This is a genomic window from Pseudoalteromonas sp. NZS11_1, assembly GCF_015864275.1.
Classification (GTDB): Bacteria; Pseudomonadota; Gammaproteobacteria; order Enterobacterales; family Alteromonadaceae; genus Pseudoalteromonas; species Pseudoalteromonas arctica.
This window is the reverse complement of sequence record NZ_JADYXK010000029.1, coordinates 33,252-50,417: the sequence shown is the minus strand read 5'-3', so window position 1 is coordinate 50,417 and position 17,166 is coordinate 33,252. Positions and strand designations below refer to the sequence as shown.

At 40.8% G+C, this 17,166-nt stretch carries 13 protein-coding genes; 4 read left to right on the top strand and 9 right to left on the bottom strand.

The annotated features are described in order from the left end of the window. Positions 1–206: 206 nt before the first annotated feature. The 3 genes from I6F44_RS16840 to I6F44_RS16830 form a co-directional block, all read right to left on the bottom strand. Positions 207–947 carry a phosphoadenylyl-sulfate reductase gene (locus I6F44_RS16840; RefSeq protein WP_007582191.1) on the bottom strand — a complete coding sequence of 247 codons (741 nt, stop codon included), beginning with the start codon at positions 945–947 and terminating at the stop codon, positions 207–209. A 43-nt stretch (positions 948–990) separates the two neighbouring features. Further along, entirely contained in the window at positions 991–2,688 is a 1,698-nt protein-coding gene (gene cysI / locus I6F44_RS16835) for an assimilatory sulfite reductase (NADPH) hemoprotein subunit (protein WP_007582193.1), read from the bottom strand. 61 nt (positions 2,689–2,749) lie between these two features. Beyond that, positions 2,750–4,564, bottom strand: coding sequence for an assimilatory sulfite reductase (NADPH) flavoprotein subunit (locus I6F44_RS16830; RefSeq protein ID WP_197174231.1), 1,815 nt, complete (start codon positions 4,562–4,564; stop codon positions 2,750–2,752). Positions 4,565–4,867: 303 nt separating this feature from the next. Between I6F44_RS16830 and I6F44_RS16825 the strand changes: the two genes are divergently transcribed. Next, on the top strand, positions 4,868–6,493 hold the full coding sequence (locus I6F44_RS16825; RefSeq protein ID WP_197174230.1) for an endonuclease: 1,626 nt from the start codon (positions 4,868–4,870) through the stop codon (positions 6,491–6,493). A gap of 87 nt (positions 6,494–6,580) precedes the next feature. Here I6F44_RS16825 and I6F44_RS16820 read toward each other — a convergent pair whose 3' ends face one another. After that, a complete protein-coding gene (locus tag I6F44_RS16820; RefSeq protein WP_197174229.1) occupies positions 6,581–7,567 on the bottom strand; it encodes a hypothetical protein in 987 nt (328 codons plus the stop codon). 419 nt (positions 7,568–7,986) lie between these two features. Between I6F44_RS16820 and I6F44_RS16815 the strand changes: the two genes are divergently transcribed. Then, the gene (locus I6F44_RS16815) at positions 7,987–9,486 is read left to right on the top strand and encodes a DUF3360 family protein (RefSeq protein WP_197174228.1); all 1,500 of its coding nucleotides are present in this window, start codon (positions 7,987–7,989) and stop codon (positions 9,484–9,486) included. Positions 9,487–9,679: 193 nt separating this feature from the next. Beyond that, entirely contained in the window at positions 9,680–10,147 is a 468-nt protein-coding gene (locus I6F44_RS16810; RefSeq protein ID WP_197174227.1) for a hypothetical protein, read from the top strand. A gap of 31 nt (positions 10,148–10,178) precedes the next feature. Here I6F44_RS16810 and leuD read toward each other — a convergent pair whose 3' ends face one another. The 5 genes from leuD to fabR all read right to left on the bottom strand — a co-directional run bounded on the left by leuD (position 10,179) and on the right by fabR (position 15,895). Continuing rightward, positions 10,179–10,778, bottom strand: a complete 600-nt coding sequence (gene leuD / locus I6F44_RS16805; RefSeq protein WP_024610322.1) for a 3-isopropylmalate dehydratase small subunit — start codon at positions 10,776–10,778, stop codon at positions 10,179–10,181. After that, positions 10,778–12,178 carry a 3-isopropylmalate dehydratase large subunit gene (leuC, locus tag I6F44_RS16800; RefSeq protein ID WP_121954607.1) on the bottom strand — a complete coding sequence of 467 codons (1,401 nt, stop codon included), beginning with the start codon at positions 12,176–12,178 and terminating at the stop codon, positions 10,778–10,780. The genes leuD and leuC overlap by 1 nt, the downstream gene beginning before the upstream one ends. A gap of 60 nt (positions 12,179–12,238) precedes the next feature. Further along, a complete protein-coding gene (leuB, locus tag I6F44_RS16795) occupies positions 12,239–13,315 on the bottom strand; it encodes a 3-isopropylmalate dehydrogenase (RefSeq protein WP_024600010.1) in 1,077 nt (358 codons plus the stop codon). Further along, the gene (leuA, locus tag I6F44_RS16790; RefSeq protein WP_008171909.1) at positions 13,312–14,865 is read right to left on the bottom strand and encodes a 2-isopropylmalate synthase; all 1,554 of its coding nucleotides are present in this window, start codon (positions 14,863–14,865) and stop codon (positions 13,312–13,314) included. The genes leuB and leuA overlap by 4 nt, the downstream gene beginning before the upstream one ends. Positions 14,866–15,271: 406 nt before the next feature. Continuing rightward, positions 15,272–15,895 (bottom strand): HTH-type transcriptional repressor FabR, encoded by a 624-nt coding sequence (fabR, locus tag I6F44_RS16785; RefSeq protein ID WP_010555448.1) that lies wholly within the window; start codon positions 15,893–15,895, stop codon positions 15,272–15,274. 126 nt (positions 15,896–16,021) lie between these two features. On the opposite strand from fabR, the gene I6F44_RS16780 reads away from it, so the two are divergent. Continuing rightward, entirely contained in the window at positions 16,022–17,155 is a 1,134-nt protein-coding gene (locus I6F44_RS16780; protein WP_197174226.1) for an acyl-CoA desaturase, read from the top strand. The last annotated feature ends 11 nt before the right edge of the window (positions 17,156–17,166 follow it).

The following is a 17,166-nucleotide window of genomic DNA, read 5'->3' as shown; positions in this document are numbered from 1 at the left end:
GCGAGTGTTTCAACGTCATTAGGTTTGATGTTGTTAATAATATCGAGAGCATTAGAAAGTTGCATAAAAAAATCCGAATTCTACAAAAGAATTCGGATTCTTACATACCTAGAAGATCGTTGAAGTGCTATTAACTAATTCTTAAATGATCGGCATTACAGCCGAAGCTGCGTTTTTATTTGCAATTTAACTACACCGTAGTCGCGTTAAATACCGTCACCATCCATGTGTAGTCCGCATTCTCGGTTTAAACCAAAAAAGCGAGTTTCTTCCTCTGTCATTCCTGGTTCTAACTTACGTGTTGTATGTACGTCTCCCATAGACACATAACCTTGCTCCCATAATGGGTGGTAAGGTAAATCGTGCTTAGTAAGATACTGATACACGTCGCGGTTAGACCATTCAATAATCGGGTACACTTTAACGGTACCACGGCTAATTTCTACAAACTGTTTATCAGCACGTGTAGATGATTGATCGCGGCGCAAACCACTAAACCACGTGCCCGCTTCTATTTCTTTTAACGCACGGGTCATCGGCTCTACTTTATTAAGCTGATTATATTGCTTAATGCCGTCTTCGCCTTTCTCCCATAGTTTACCAAATTTAGCCTCTTGCCATGCTGGGCTAAGCGGCGCTCTATACACCTTTAAGTTAAGTGATAAACGCTCACTCATTTGCTCAATAAACTGATACGTTTCAGGAAACAAATAGCCTGTATCGGTTAATACAACGGGAATATCTGGACGTTGTGAGGTCATTAAATGCAGCATTACTGCCGCTTGAATACCAAAGCTAGATGATAAAAAAGCCGTATTAGGCAAGTTATCAAGCGCCCATGCAACACGCTGTTCTGCGCTCATATTCGCTAGTAAACCATTAGCATCAGCTAACATAGCCGTTTGGCTTTGTTTATCTAGCTGTAAAATGTTTTTAAATTCACTCATGGTAAATTCCAAACCTCACCAGCGGCAAAGCGCTGGTATTTAATTAAGCGTGAAAATCGGTTACTGATACTTTTACTTCAGCAACAATGCCTTTGCGTATAACAAAGTCACCAAAACACTCACCGTCATTGCGCTCGCTTGCCCATTGGCCAATGAGCTTATCGAATGCTTCTAGGTAAACGTCTTCGCCTACGTTCTCAAGGTACAATTTAGGAATACGTGTGCCTTCTAAATTACCACCTAAGTAAACGTTGTACTTACCTGGGCCTTTACCTACTAAACCTGCTTCTGCAAGCATTGCGCGGCCACAGCCGTTCGGGCAACCTACAACGCGCATAATAATGCTGTCATCGGGTATACCGTGCTTAGCAAGTAATGCTTCAGTTTTTTCTACTAGGCTTGGTAAGTAACGCTCTGCTTCGGCCATTGCAAGCGGGCACGTTGGCAGTGAAACACACGCCATAGAATTTTTACGCTGCTGCGAATCTGTGTCATCAATCAGGCCATGGCTACGAGCAATTTCTTCAATCACGGCTTTTTGATCTGCAGGTACGCCAGCAATAATTAAGTTTTGGTTTGCCGTCATACGCATGTCACCTTGGTGAACTTCTGCAATTTTACGACAACCAGTTTTAAGCGGTTTGCCTGGGTAGTCTAAAATACGACCACTTTGAATAAATAGCGTTAAGTGGTGCTTACCATCAATGCCTTCAACCCAACCAATGCGGTCGCCACGATGAGTAAACTCAAACGGACGGCTTGGTGCAAACGTAACGCCTGAGCGTTTTTCTACTTCGGCTTTAAATACATCAACGCCTACACGGTCTAATGTGTATTTAGTTTTTGCATTTTTACGGTTTGAACGATTACCCCAATCGCGCTGCACAGATACAACATGCTCTGCAATTTTTAAGGTATCTTCTAGCGTAATAAAGCCAAAGTCATCAGCCTTACGCGGATAAGTTGCTGTATCGCCGTGCGTCATGGCAAGGCCACCGCCCACTAATACGTTAAAACCAACAAGTTTGCCGTTATCAGCAATTGCCACAAAGTTTAAATCGTTAGCGTGTACATCAACTTCGTTGTTAGGTGGAATAGTCACCGTGGTTTTAAACTTACGCGGTAAGTAATTAGATCCTAAAATTGGCTCTTCTGTGGTTTCTGCTTTTTCGCCATTTAACCAAATTTCGGCATACGCTTTCGTTTTTGGTAATAAATGTTCAGAAATTTTTGCAGCCCAGTCGTAAGCTTCTTGATGTAGCTCAGACTCAACGGGATTAGTGGTACAAAGCACATTACGGTTAACGTCACCCGCTGTAGCAATAGAGTCTATACCTACGCTATCAAGCATTTGGTGCATGCCTTTAATATTAGGCTTTAACACTCCATGAAACTGAAACGTTTGACGCGTTGTTAAACGAATGCTGCCGTAGCTTGTTTTGTCATCTGCAAACTTGTCGATTGCTAACCACTGCTCTGGCTTAATAATACCGCCAGGCATACGTGCACGTAACATTACATTATGTAGCGGCTCTAGCTTTTGCTTAGCGCGCTCACCACGTATATCGCGGTCATCTTGTTGGTACATACCGTGAAAACGAATTAGCTGAAAGTTATCGGCTGTAAAGCCACCGGTAATTTCGTCTGTTAAATCTTTTTCTATGGTGCCACGTAAAAAGTTACTTTCTCTTTTCAAACGTTCGTTATCAGAAAGTTTTACGTTTTTATCTTGTTCGCTCATTTTAAATCCTAAATTTGTTACAGTGACGGCTGCTAGCTGTTAAATAAAATAAGAAACGTGATTAATACACGTCTTTCTGATAGCGGTTTGCGCTACGCAAATCTTTTAAATATTGCTCTGCGTCTTCATTGCTCTTGCCTGTGTTTTCTTTAACAATATCAAGCAAGGCGTTGTGTACATCTTTTGCCATGCGATTTGCATCGCCACAAATATAAAAGTGAGCGCCAGCTTCTAACCATTCAAACACGTCTTTACTGTTACTGCGTAACTTATCTTGTACGTATACTTTTTCTGCTTGGTCGCGGCTAAATGCAACATCTACTTTGTTAAGTAAACCCGATTTTAAATAACCCTGTATTTCTACTTGGTATAAAAAGTCTTGAGTGAAATGTGGGTTACCAAAAAACAACCAGTTTTTGCCTTGCGCTTCACGCGAATCACGCTCTTGTAAAAATGCACGGAACGGCGCAATACCCGTACCTGGGCCTACCATAATCACCGGTGTATCATCGTTAGTGGGTAGGCGGAAATTGTCGTTGTGTTCGCTAAATACTTTAACTTTACAACCTTCTTCTGCACGACGAGTTAAGTAACCAGTACAGCCACCTAAATGCTCGCTATCAAATGCATCAAACTGCACTAGACCTAGTGTTAAATGTACTTCGTCTTCAACCTCAGCTTGGCTAGATGCAATTGAGTACAAACGAGCTTGTAGTTTACGTAGGCAATCTACTAATGTTTGCGCATCAATTTTTGCAGGGTTTTGGCGAATCACATCAAATATTTGGCGAGGTTCAATATACGCACGCATTGCGGCTTTATCTTCTACAAGCTTTAATAATTCAGGCGTACCAGTTGCTATTGCGTATTTTTCTACAAAACCTGGGTATGACTGAGTCAGCTCTAGTTTTTCAATAAGTGCATCACGTACGCTTAGCTCTTCATCACCTACTTTTACAATGCTTGTTGCATCTATTTGAGTAAGTGTAAGTACTTCATCAACTAGTACATCGTCATTTAAAAAGTACACACCTAACGAATCACCTGGTGTGTAAGTAATGTCTGAACCTTCAAGCGAAATTTCAACGTGGCGTACATCTTTAGTTGAGTCGCGACCGGTAATTTTTTGAACTGTTAATAGCTCTGCTTCAAATGGATTTTGTTTTGTATATTGGCTTGCTGCAGAGGTTGGAGCGCCAAATGGCATTGATACAACTTGACCACCAGCGGCTTCTTGCTGCGCTTTTAAATCAGGTTCGAATGCATCAACTGCACCGGCAATCCATGTTGCAGCTTCATCTTCGTAATCTACATCTAAATCAGCACGTTGATATATGGTTTGCGCACCGAGTTTATTTAAACGCTCTTCAAAATCTTTTGCTGTTTGGCAGAAAAACTCATAGCTAGAATCACCTAAGCCAATAACCGCTATTTTTACATCGTCTAGTTTTGGCGCTTTTTTAGTGGCTAAAAATTCGTAGAGTGTTTCTGCGTCTTCTGGTGGCTCACCTTCGCCGTAAGTAGATACAACGATAGTTAAAAACTTTTCTTTTTTCAGGGCTGTTGGTTTGTAATCTGACATGCTAACAAGCTTAACGGCTAAGCCTCGCGATTCAGCCTGCTCTTTCATTTTGGTAGCTACACCTTTTGCGTTACCTGTTTGCGAACCATATAGAATAGTTAGCGCTGCTGCATCACCCGCAGCCGGTACGCCTGCCGTAGGTGCACCTAACGCAGCCGAATTAGCATTTGCAGCTAAGTAACCACTTACCCATGCTTGTTGAATTGGATTAAGTTCAGCCACTAAACCTTGCAGCTTTTGTACTTGATCTTGCGATAGCGGGCTTGCCGCAGCATTTAGTTGACCTAACAACATGAATCGATTCCCCATAACCCTGAAAATTAAACACAACACACTTTGTGTATTGTTAAAAATGAGTTTTACCTCATCCAGAGCGTATCTGTTGAGGTTTTCTAAGTATGTAGGATAACGGGCTCTGCATAGATAAAAAAAGAATAGAATCTGCTTTGATATTCCATTTAGTTATTAATTTATAAAAATACCTTCAAAAACAGATTAAAGGACGATTATTGCCTTTTGCAGCACTTTAAATTAACAATTTTGCAACCTAACTAATGTAGGGTATATTCCTCATTCAAAATAAAAATAGGAACAACTATGTTACACGGGAAATATAAAAATAAACTACTTAGTACCGCATTGTTACTTGGCTCATTACCTGTAATGGCCAATGTAGCTAATGGCGGCTTTGAACAATGGACTGGCAATACACCTAGTTCTTGGAGCACTATTGATAGCGGAATCAGCTTAACGCGCTCAACCAATACAATTAAAAGTGGTAGTAGCTCTGCTGCTGTAAATGTAACAACAGGATCGCAAAGTAACACTGATTTACTACAACAAGTTGCTGTAAAATCAGGTAAAACCTATAACTTTTCGGCTGATGTTTACCACACCGAAGGTAAAATTAAAGCTCGCTTGTATGTAGATGGTTATCAAGGCTATTCAAATCAAGCACAAACTAACCAATGGCAAACAGTTAGCCATAGCTATCCAGCAAGCAGTAATAAAACAATTAGTGTTGGCCTAAGGTTTTACGATGTAAGTGGATTTGATGGCAGCGAAACCGTATACGTAGATAACTTTTTACCAAACGCTGATGGCAGCGCATCAACAAGCTGTACCGACAATAGCCTTACCTTAACGCTTAGTACCGATAATTACGGTAGCGAAACTAGCTGGGCCGTTAATAACAATCAAGGTAGTGCTGTTGCTAACGGCAGTGGTTACGCATCAAACACACAATATGATGAGCAAATATGCCTAACTGATGGAACTTACACACTTGTTATTAACGACAGCTACGGCGATGGCATGTGTTGTTCAACAGGTAATGGCAGTTATGCGCTTAAGCAAGGCTCTACCACACTTGCTAGCGGTGCAAGTTTTAATAATACAGACAGCACGGCATTTACTTTAGGCAGTGGCTCTGGTGATGGCGGCGGGAGCAACCCAACACCCACTGGCTACTATGTTACAGCTCAAGGGCTATCGGGTTATTCACTAAAAACTGAGCTTTATAATATTATTAAAGATCATAATGCACAGGGTTACTCGGCTATTTGGAATTTTTACGACTCATCAGCACGTGATAAATACTTTGAAAACGATAACAGCATTTTAGATATGTATAGCGAAAAACCAAACGGTTCAGATAGCTACAATTATACTGCTGTGAGCGATCAATGTGGTAACTATAGTGGAGAAGGCGGCTGTTACAACCGTGAGCATTCATTCCCTAAAAGCTGGTTTGGCGGCAATATTGAGCCAATGAACTCAGATGTGCATCATATTTACGCAACCGACGGTTATGTAAACTCAAAACGTAGTAATTTCCCATTTGGTGAAGTAGCAAGCGCTTCATTTACATCAACTAACGGAAGTAAATTAGGTTCTGCCGCAAGTTCATTAAATTACTCAGGTACTGTATTTGAGCCAATTGACGAATTTAAAGGTGACTTTGCTCGCGCTTATTTTTACATGGCAACGCGCTACGAAAATGTAATAGGCACTTGGCAAACCAAAACGACCTCAAGTAATGCGGTACTTAATGGTTCAAGCAATCAAGTATTCGAGAACTGGGTTGTAGCCATGCTGCTTAACTGGCATAACAGCGATCCTGTGAGCCAAATGGAACTTGACCGTAACCAAGCAGCGTTTGAATTTCAAGGTAATCGTAACCCGTATATCGACCACCCTGAATTTGTAGAAATGATTTGGTAAAAGTTAGCAGTTAAAACAAAAGCCTTTGCAAATGCAAAGGCTTTACCTTTTAGCGTGTAATATTTTTTAAAAATATGATGGTTTAAGCTAATTATAAGAAACAGCTGCGATAAGTGATTTTTCAGCTCTGTTTTTCATCAACGTTAAAAGTGAATGATGAAAATCTTGAAATATCACCTCACCCCATATTCGCGAATAAACACCAAAATTTGTATTATCTTGCACGGTCGTTTTTAACGTTAAAATCGTATTGCCGCTTTTATCTTCACTTAACTCATATCCACCGTAAAGAGGTGAAAAGTATTCACCGCCTAGTTTTACGTGTTTATCGAGTGCGTCATCGGGGATAGCATCTGGGTCTATATCAAATCTATAATGCATCTGTTTATTTGGTTGCCAGTCGGTTATTACTTCTTTAAACACAACGCCTTTTTGCCAAGTACTTGTGCGAACAGCGCCTATACCGCTAGCATTCATATTTGCCTTTAATGGCTTTGGTACACCAATTAATTGAGTGAGTGAAAAAGGCACTTCCTGTGGTTTTATGTCACTCACATTAGCTAACTGCTGCCACACAACATTGATGGGCGCGTTAATAGCTATTGAATTTGTTACTTCGTATGTTTTTGATAAATGTAAAAAATTAACTTCAATAGGTGAGAGTAATATAGGTAACAACGCGATTGATAATAAAGAACTATTCGCTTTTTTTATTTTACGTTTTCTAACAAAGCCCGCAAGTAACCCACCAATGCTGGCAAAAAACATAAAAGCAGGCAAAGCCATTGCCACACAAATGCTCCCTTCAAGCAAAGTAATTACACTTACAAATAAAAAAACAAAAATAGGCTGCCAAGCAATCGTGATCATTTGCCTTTTAGTTAATGTTTTTGATTCGTTGTACTCAAAGTGAATACGAATATAGCCAATAGCAACAGGCACTAAAAACATAAATGATATAGAGACTAAGCTACCTAAATTATAAGCATTGACTAGCTCTACAAACAGCCGCATAAATATGCCGTAAAGCGTACCAAGTAAAATACCAATTGATTTAGGGGAGTTGAGTTGCATCTCTATTCTTTATTGTTGTTATTAACAATCCGAAAGTAACAGAAGTATTATTTCACCACAAATAAAACGAAAGTAGCGGCTCCTGCAAACAAATAGCTTGAAATAAAACGGCTTTAACAACCACTAAGACTAAAGGATAATAACCTGCTATTAACACGATACTATTTGGTAAGCAGTCCTCCGGCCCTTAAAAACAAAACCCAATCACTTGATTTATAGTGACTTTTAATCACACTCTGTAATTCCATAATTTTTAACGTAAAGCAGTTTTTTAAATTAACTGTATTAAAAACAACCATGCACGACCTTTTGCCTATACATCCCAGCCTAAGAGCTGATTTACCCTGCATGTTCAATATTCATTTGCTTTAACAAAAGCCGTATTTATTTGATTAAGCAACAATGTTGCAGGAGAGCGCATGCAAACTACACCACCCGGTGATGCACCATCAAACACGCACAAGGATGCTCAAAGCTACGAGCAACTTCACAAGCCGAGTTCAGAGTTTAATACTCGCGACGAGTATCTCGAACATGAATTACAAATTATGCAGCCTAAGCGCTGGCGTCCTAATTTACCGTTTAGAGATTACCGATTTGAATTTGAAGACACCATTCCAGCAATGGCGGGCACAATTGGTAAAGTCGTTATGGTGGGTGCTATTGCGGCAACATTTGCAGCGCCTCTTGGTTTAAGCGATGCATTTGTTTTAGAAAATGTACGTTACGAATTACTCATTGTTTCTATTTTTATCATCTTATTCTCAGGCTTTATTTTACCAACAGCCAACTTGGCTGGTACTCACGGCCCACTTATTCCGTTAATTCCTATTGTTGTTGCTGCTGGCGGTCACCCTATGGCGTTTGGCTTACTCATTGGTGCCTTTGGTTTTATTTTGGCCATAACCAAGGGAGGAAGTATGCTCGCGCGCCTAACCAGTAAAGGTGTATGTGGCGGGCTACTTATTTATTTAGGCTTTATTGGTACTATTTCGCAAGTTAAAAAGCTGTTTGCTTGGGCTGAAGCCATTGATATGGCACACATTGCGTTTATTGTTATTTTAGCCACCATTTTATTGTATGCGCTATTAGAGCACTTTAAAAAGCGTTGGTTAGCCGTGCCGTTAAGTTGCCTTATTGGTGGCGTGGTTGCCTTTGCCTTAGGCGCACCGTTTGAGTTTCATACTGCACCGGGTTTACCAAATATGAACCCAGCTTACTGGTGGGGCGAAAACACGGGCTGGATGCTTGGCCTACCAACGCTTGAAAGCTTTGTTGTTGTACTCCCATTTGCAGTGCTCGCCGTTGCTATGTGGTCGCCAGATTTTTTAGGCCATCAAGTATTTCAAAAAATAAGCTATCCGCAACGCACTGAAAAAGTACAAATGGATATCGACGATACCATGCTAAGTGCATCGGTTAGACAAACATTTGGCTCACTTGCTGGTGGTGCTAACTTTGCTTCCTCTTGGGGTACTTATATTGTGCCTGCTGCTATAGCTAAACGCCCTATCCCTGCTGGCGCTATTTTAACTGCATTATTTTGTATAATTGCTGGTTTATGGGGTTACCCTATGGATTTAGCCATTTGGCAACCTGTGCTTTGTGTTGCGCTTATTGTTGGTGTGTTTATCCCGTTACTTGAGGCTGGCATGGAAATGACGCGCGAAGGTAAAACGACGCAATCAGCCGCTATTGTGGTATTTGCTTCGACCTTAGTTAATCCTGCTTTTGGTTGGTCACTTACTATGTTACTTGATAACTTAGGGCTGATTGGCTGTAAAGAGCGCAGTGCTGAGCTATCTAAAATGAGCCGCTGGGTAATTCCACTTATCATGTTTGTGCTACTTACCACTGTAATGGCAATTGTAGGTATGTTACCTGGTATACCGGCGTTAATGGCTGACTTTAGGCATTAACCTTTAGCTACCACATCTAATATTTACCCACAAAAAAGCACGGCAATTGCCGTGCTTTTTTACGTGTAATTAGTGTTCTAAAAGAACTTTGATCAAACTCCTTTTTACTGATCATTACTTTGGCTACTAGATTACTCGTCATTATTAATAGTGTAATGTATATCTAAAATTTTTAAGGATGAAAGTAGGTCTCATGAATAAATTAAACAATCAAAATAATTATATTAAAAATACAGAAGTTGAAGGTAATAAACGCCTAGTTACAATTAATGTTAGTAGAAATAATATAATTATAAAAAATGGTATAGGGCGCTTTAAACGAGGTCCCTATAAAGGAGTTTCCTTATCATTAAGCCCAGAAGAGGTAGCAACACTTTATCAAGTTGGCGCCGCTGTTGGTGGCTATGTTATTGGAACAATCACTAATAACTATTTCACAAACAAAGGATCTCGGGCATCAAGAGGAACAAGTAAAATATGCAACTTCATGAAGCCAGTACGTAAAATGGCTTGCGGAAAACCTCTTTATTACAGAGATAGAACCCTAGGTTCTGATGGAAGAGCAATTGAAGTATATACATGTGATGACGGTCACGAGTTTATACAACCAACTATATCAACATCTAAACTGAATCATAAAAAAGCGCGGTCTATTGACTAAGCCGCGCTTTGTTTTCATATGTAATTCAGTATTACTGCCAAGAACGCTCAGTAGCCAGTTGCTTTTCAAACGCATCTATTTGTGAGTTTAGCGTTTCGGTTACACCAATAAAGTCTAAACCACTTAACAAACGCTCTTTTACCTCTTTACTAATATCAAAACTAATTGGTGCAAACTTACTGCTTGTTAGTGTTTGATTTTCAAGATCGATTTCAATGTTAATATCGTCGTGCTGCTCGCTAAGTACAAACAATTGCTCAAGCGTATCGGCAGGTAACGCAATGGCTAACATTTGGTTGTTACCACAGTTATTAAAGAAAATATCTGCAAAGCTTTCAGCCAAAATCACTTCAAAACCATATTGCTTAAGCGCCCATGGAGCGTGCTCACGAGATGAGCCACAACCAAAGTTATCGCGCGTTAATAATATTTTTGCACCTTGGTAACAAGGGCGATTTAAAATAAAGTCAGGGTTTGGCTCGTCGTTATCTAGGTAACGCCAATCATAAAATAATGCAGCATCAAAACCTTCACGGCTAGTTGATGTTAAAAACTGCTTAGGAATAATTTGGTCAGTATCTACATTGTTTTTATCAAGTGGGGCCATTAAGCCACTAAAAAATACGCTCATTAGGCTTCTCCTCTAATATCAACAAAGTGACCATGTATTGCAGCAGCTGCGGCCATTGCAGGGCTAACTAAATGGGTACGCCCGCCACGACCTTGGCGACCTTCAAAGTTACGGTTAGAAGTAGATGCACAACGCTTGCCTGCTCCTAGGCGGTCATCGTTCATCGCTAAACACATAGAACAACCCGGTTCGCGCCATTCAAAGCCAGCGGCTTTAAAAATATCGGCTAAGCCTTCGTCTTCGGCTTGTTTTTTAACTAAGCCAGAGCCCGGTACAATTAACGCTTCAATGCCGGCTACCACATGTTTGCCTTCAACAATTTTTGCAGCTGCGCGTAAATCTTCAATGCGGCTATTTGTACATGAGCCAATAAATACCGTGTCTACTTTCGCGCTTGATAATTTATCGCCCGCTTTTAAATCCATGTATTTAAGCGCGCTGCGAATAGCATCGGCTTTAATTAAATCTGGTTCTTGGTCTGGATCGGGTATGCACTCATCAACACCAATTACTTGCTCTGGGCTTGTACCCCAGGTAATTTGTGGTTGAATGTCGTCAGCATTTAGCTCAACAACTAAATCAAAGTGTGCGCCTTCGTCTGTTTTTAATGTTTCCCAATATTCAACGGCTGCATCAAAATCTGCGCCTTTAGGTGCAAACGGACGACCTTTTAAGTAATCATAAGTAATTTGGTCAGATGCAATTAAACCCGCTTTTGCACCCATTTCTATGCTCATATTACATAGCGTCATACGGGCTTCCATTGAAAGCGCTTCAATGCCTTCACCACAAAACTCTGCTACATAACCTGTGCCACCAGCGGTACCTAACTTGCCAATTACCGCCATAATTAAATCTTTAGCCGTAACCGTTGGACGCAATACACCGTTAATTTGAATTTTTAACGATTTCGCCTTTTTTTGCTGTAGCGTTTGCGTTGCTAATACGTGCTCAACTTCAGAGGTACCAATACCATGCGCTAATGCGCCAAACGCACCATGCGTAGAGGTATGGCTATCGCCACATACAATGGTTGTGCCAGGCAAAGTAATCCCTTGCTCTGGGCCCATTACGTGCACAATACCTTGATTAATTGAGTTTAAATCGTAAAGCACAATACCAAACTCTTTACAGTTTTTATCAAGCGCCATTAATTGATTTTTAGATACTTCGCTTGCGGCATCAAGTGATCGGCTTTTAGTCGATACGTTATGATCCATCGTTGCAAAGGTTTTTTCTGGGCAACGTACAGTACGGTTTTTTTCACGTAGACCTGCAAAGGCCTGCGGAGAAGTAACTTCATGCACTAAATGGCGGTCAATATAAAGTAAGTCGGTTTGCTCGTTTATGCTGGCAACGGTATGTGATTGCCAAATTTTTTCGTATAACGTTTGGGCCACTTGCTAATTCCCTAATCTGTTTGAGTTGCAGCATAACGGTGCTGCAACTTTAATATGTTATTAAATGCGTGAAACGATGGCTGCTGCCACATCGCTTGTGCTGTAACCTGCATTTGGATATATATCTGGTGTGCCAACGCCTGCTTCTACGGCTTCTGCTACTGCTTTTTCAATCGTGCGAGCAGCTTCGTCTTGCCCTAGCGAGTAACGTAGCATTAATGCGGCACTTAAAATTTGTGCTATTGGGTTTGCAACGCCTTTACCTGCAATATCTGGTGCTGAACCGCCTGCTGGCTCGTACAATCCAAAACCTGATTGATTCAAACTTGCCGATGGTAATAAGCCCATTGAACCTGTGATCATGGCGCACTCATCTGACAAAATATCGCCAAATAAGTTATCGCAAAGTAATACATCAAATTGGCTAGGCTGCTTAACTAACTGCATAGCGGCGTTATCTACGTAAATGTAATCTAAGCTTACTTCTGGGTAGTCTTTGCTTACTTCGGTTACTACTTCGCGCCATAATACGCTTGATGCTAATACATTGGCTTTATCAACAGAGGTAACATGGTTACTACGTAGTTTTGCAGCTTCAAAAGCAAAGCGTGCAATACGTTCAATTTCTTTTCGTGAATATGTTTGCGTATCAAATGCAAACTCTTCTGCGCCTTCACCACTGCGGCCTTTTTCACCAAAGTAAATGCCGCCAGTTAGTTCGCGCACACATAAAATATCAAAACCTTTTTCACTAATATCAGCGCGAAGTGGCGATGCTGCACTTAATGCAGGTAATAACTGTGCAGGGCGTAAATTACAAAACAAACCAAAGTGCTTACGAAGAGGCAATAACGATGCGCGCTCAGGCTGCTCGTTTGGTGGTAAGTTTTCCCATTTAGGACCACCTACCGAACCAAATAAAATGGCATCGGCACTTTCACAAGCACTTAGTGTTTTTGGTGGTAAGGCTTCACCAAATTCATCAATGGCTGCGCCACCAATAGCATGATGCTGACGGTTTAATGTAAAACCAAACTTATTGCTCACAGCATCAAGTACTTGCTCTGCTGCCGCCATTACTTCTGGGCCAATACCGTCGCCAGCTAATACTGCAACGCTGTAGTTTGTTTTACTCATCCTGCTTTCCTTTGTTGTTTTAAATCAGACACTTTCTGTGCACGATAAATTAAGTTATAAACACGGATCATGGCGCGTACCGACGCTTCAACCACATCCGCTGCAATGCCCGCACCGTGGTAAGGGCGACCATCGTATTTAGCAATAATGTTTACTTGGCCTAATGAACTTGCACCTTGGCCTGTTGCTTCTAAGTTATATTCAATCATTTCAACGCTCATACCGGTTAAGCGCTCAATAGCTGCAAACGAAGCTTCAACTGGGCCATTACCTGTCGCGGCTTCTTGTTTAGCTTCGCCATCAATTCGCATTCCAATCGTAGAGCTTGCTACCGATTGTGAGTTAGAGGCTGAGTTAACAAATTCTAATTGGTATTTTTCATCTTTGTCGTTAATTTGATTAAAGTAAATCATCGCCTCAAGGTCGTAATCGTATACAGTGCCTTTTTGGTCAGCCAATTCAATGAAGCTTTTGTATAAGCCATCCATATCGTAATCAGATTTTTGATAGCCTAACTCTTCTAAGCGATGCTCAATAACATGACGACCCGAACGCGAAGTCATATTTAATTGGTTGCTTGGCACACCAACGCTTTCTGGCGACATAATCTCATAAGTATTTTGCGCTTTTAATACACCGTCTTGGTGAATGCCAGAACTATGTGCAAAGGCGTTTTCGCCAACAATCGCTTTATTTGGTTGTACTGGCATATTACAAATTTTAGCCACTTGGCGAGAAGCGCGGTAAATTTCTTCACTTTTAATATCGGTGTATACTTTTAAGTGGTCGTGGCGCATTTTCATGATCATCGCCACTTCTTCAAGCGAGCAGTTACCAGCACGCTCACCAATGCCATTAATAGTACACTCAATTTGGCGCGCACCGGCTTGCACTGCGGCTACCGAGTTTGCTACTGCTAAACCTAAATCGTTATGGCAATGCACACTTAAGCGCGCTTTATCAATATTTGGCACGTTATTCATTAAATGGCGGATCATCGCGGCGTATTCGTCTGGCGTTACAAAACCAACGGTATCTGGCAAGTTAATAGTTGAAGCCCCGGCATTAATTGCCTGCTCAACAATTTTACATAAATCCCAATGCGGCGTACGACCAGCATCTTCACACGAAAACTCAACATCATCAGTATAGTTACGTGCCAATTTAATTGATTTAACAGCCATTGCCGTTGCATCGTCTAAGCTCATGCGTAATTTATGTTCAAGGTGCAAAGGGCTTGTAGCAATAAAAGTATGAATACGGCTTTGCTGTGCTGTGCGAAGTGCTTCGCCGCAGGCTTCAATGTCTTTAGCAACTGAGCGTGCTAAACCACAAATAATTGGACCTTTTACTTCGGTTGCAATACGTTGCACCGAGCGAAAATCAGCAGGGCTTGAAACCGGAAAGCCAACTTCCATCACATCCACATTCAAGCGGCTAATTGTATGTGCTAATTGAATTTTATCATCTTCAGTAAGGCTTGCTTTAAGTGCCTGTTCGCCATCACGTAAGGTGGTATCAAAAATCCATACTTTATCTTGCTCTTGCATAACTGCCCCTCATTCCTATGTTACCCAAATTTCAATTAATCCCAGCCGCGAGATAAAAAAAACCCCGCAATTGCGGGGTTTTTTAGTGTTCAACTCGATGCAAACACACTAATCCCCGCTTACTTGCCATAGCAGTAAGAGGTTAAGTTTTAGTGTAATTAAACGAATAATATGCATCTTGTTTTCTTATGTGTGTGTTCAGTGAAGCCTATTTTTAACATTCATAGCCGCACCAAGCAAGCATAAATATTCTACACAATAGATTTAAAAACGATTCAATTGGGTTTTTTAATTCAACATAGGTCTACATTGGGAATTAAAACAACAAATACGTAACTAGCGACGCTTAAATTAATAAGCACTGCAATATACCGTGCTTATATTAACTTTTTACAATTTTTTTAAGCTATGCTTCTTTATTCGTTTCTCTTACGTAATGCCCGGCTCCACGAGTAATATAACGCAGCTGCCAAATAACACGCTCAATTAATTCGTCGCGTTGCAATCCTTCTATATCGAGCGCTTCTGCACCCGCATTAAATACGAGCGTTACCATAGATTCCGCCTGAATATAGGCATGCATGGCATTACACTTAGTTTCACTTTCTAAATAATGAGCCAGCTCTAAAATAAAATGTTTTACTTCGCGGGCTACAGCGGCTCTAAATGCTTTAGAAGTCCCAGAGCGTTCTCGCAGCAACAACCTAAATTGGTTACTTGAGTTATCAATAAACTCCATAAAAGTAACCACTGAGGTATTTATAACACTGCCGCCATCGTTAGCTATTCGTCTGCGTGCTTGACGCATTAGTTGACGAAGGGTTAAACCGGCTTCGTCTACCATGGTTAAACCTAGCTCATCCATGTCTTTAAAATGACGATAAAAAGAAGTTGGGGCAATACCGGCTTCTCGTGCTACTTCGCGTAAACTTAAATTCGAAAAACTATGATCAGCACTCAGCTGATTAAATGCCGCTTGAATTAACGCCTGTCGTGTTTTTTGTTTCTGTTGCGCTCTAACACCCGACATCAACTGCTCCCTGAATTATTTTATATGAATATTTAGTGATATTAGCTCAATTGTACAGTCTAATACTTGACGACGAGAGTTTGAAATACTATTTTAGCTTACAGTTGTACGCTGAGATTGAGAATTATGAATAAACCACCGATTATTTGGACAAACGTCCTATTTTTTAGCCTAACCTTTTTGGCGGCTGCCACACTTGTACCTTGGTACGCGATTAGCTACGGATTTACCAGCGCGCATTGGATTGCTTTTGTTGGCTGCATGTTTTATGCAGGCTTATCAATTACTGCCGGCTACCATCGATTATGGGCACATAAAACCTATAACGCACACCCTGCTGTTGAATTTATTTTTGCGCTTGGCGGTTCTTTTGCACTACAAAACAGTGCTTTGCATTGGAGTAGCGATCACCGTATACATCACGGTCAAGTTGACGACCCAATAAAAGACCCTTACGCGGCTACCAATGGTTTTTGGTATAGCCATATCGGCTGGATGCTACGTGACTACCAAGGCGATAGCTACAACGACTATAGTAATTGTCGTGATTTACAACGAAATAAAGTCGTTATGTGGCAACATAAGCACTACTTAAAACTAGCTATTGCTATGAACGTAGGTTTGCCTCTTGCACTTGGTTTATTAGTTGGTGATGTGTGGGGTATGTTAATTCTTGCAGGTTTACTACGCTTAGTACTAAGCCAACACTTTACCTTTTTTATAAATTCGGTTGCACATATTTGGGGCTCTCGCCCATACACCGAAAAAAATACGGCACGTGATAACGGCTTTTTAGCGTTATTTACATACGGTGAGGGGTATCACAACTTCCACCATATTTTTGCAAGCGACTACCGTAACGGTATTAAATGGTTTCATTACGATCCAACAAAATGGATGATTCGCTCTTTAGCAGCTGTTGGTTTAGCTAATAAATTGAAGCGTACACCTGTTGAACGTATCGAAAAAGCAAAGGCCGAAACGCTAATGAGCAAAACGCAAACGCGTCTTGCAAAATTGCCTTTAGCACAAGATAAGATTACATTATTACAACAAGAGTACGATTTACTGCTGAAAAAACTGCAAAATTATTGTTCACTACAAAAACAAGTGTTAGAAGTTAAAAAAAATAACATGGCAAAGCAGTGTGAACGCTCAGCATTAATGGCACAATACCATGAGTTGGAAGCCGCCTGGGAAAATCAAAAACAGGCATGGCTAGCACTTAATGCGAGGTTATTAAAAGCCTCTTTTAATTAATTTAGGAGTGG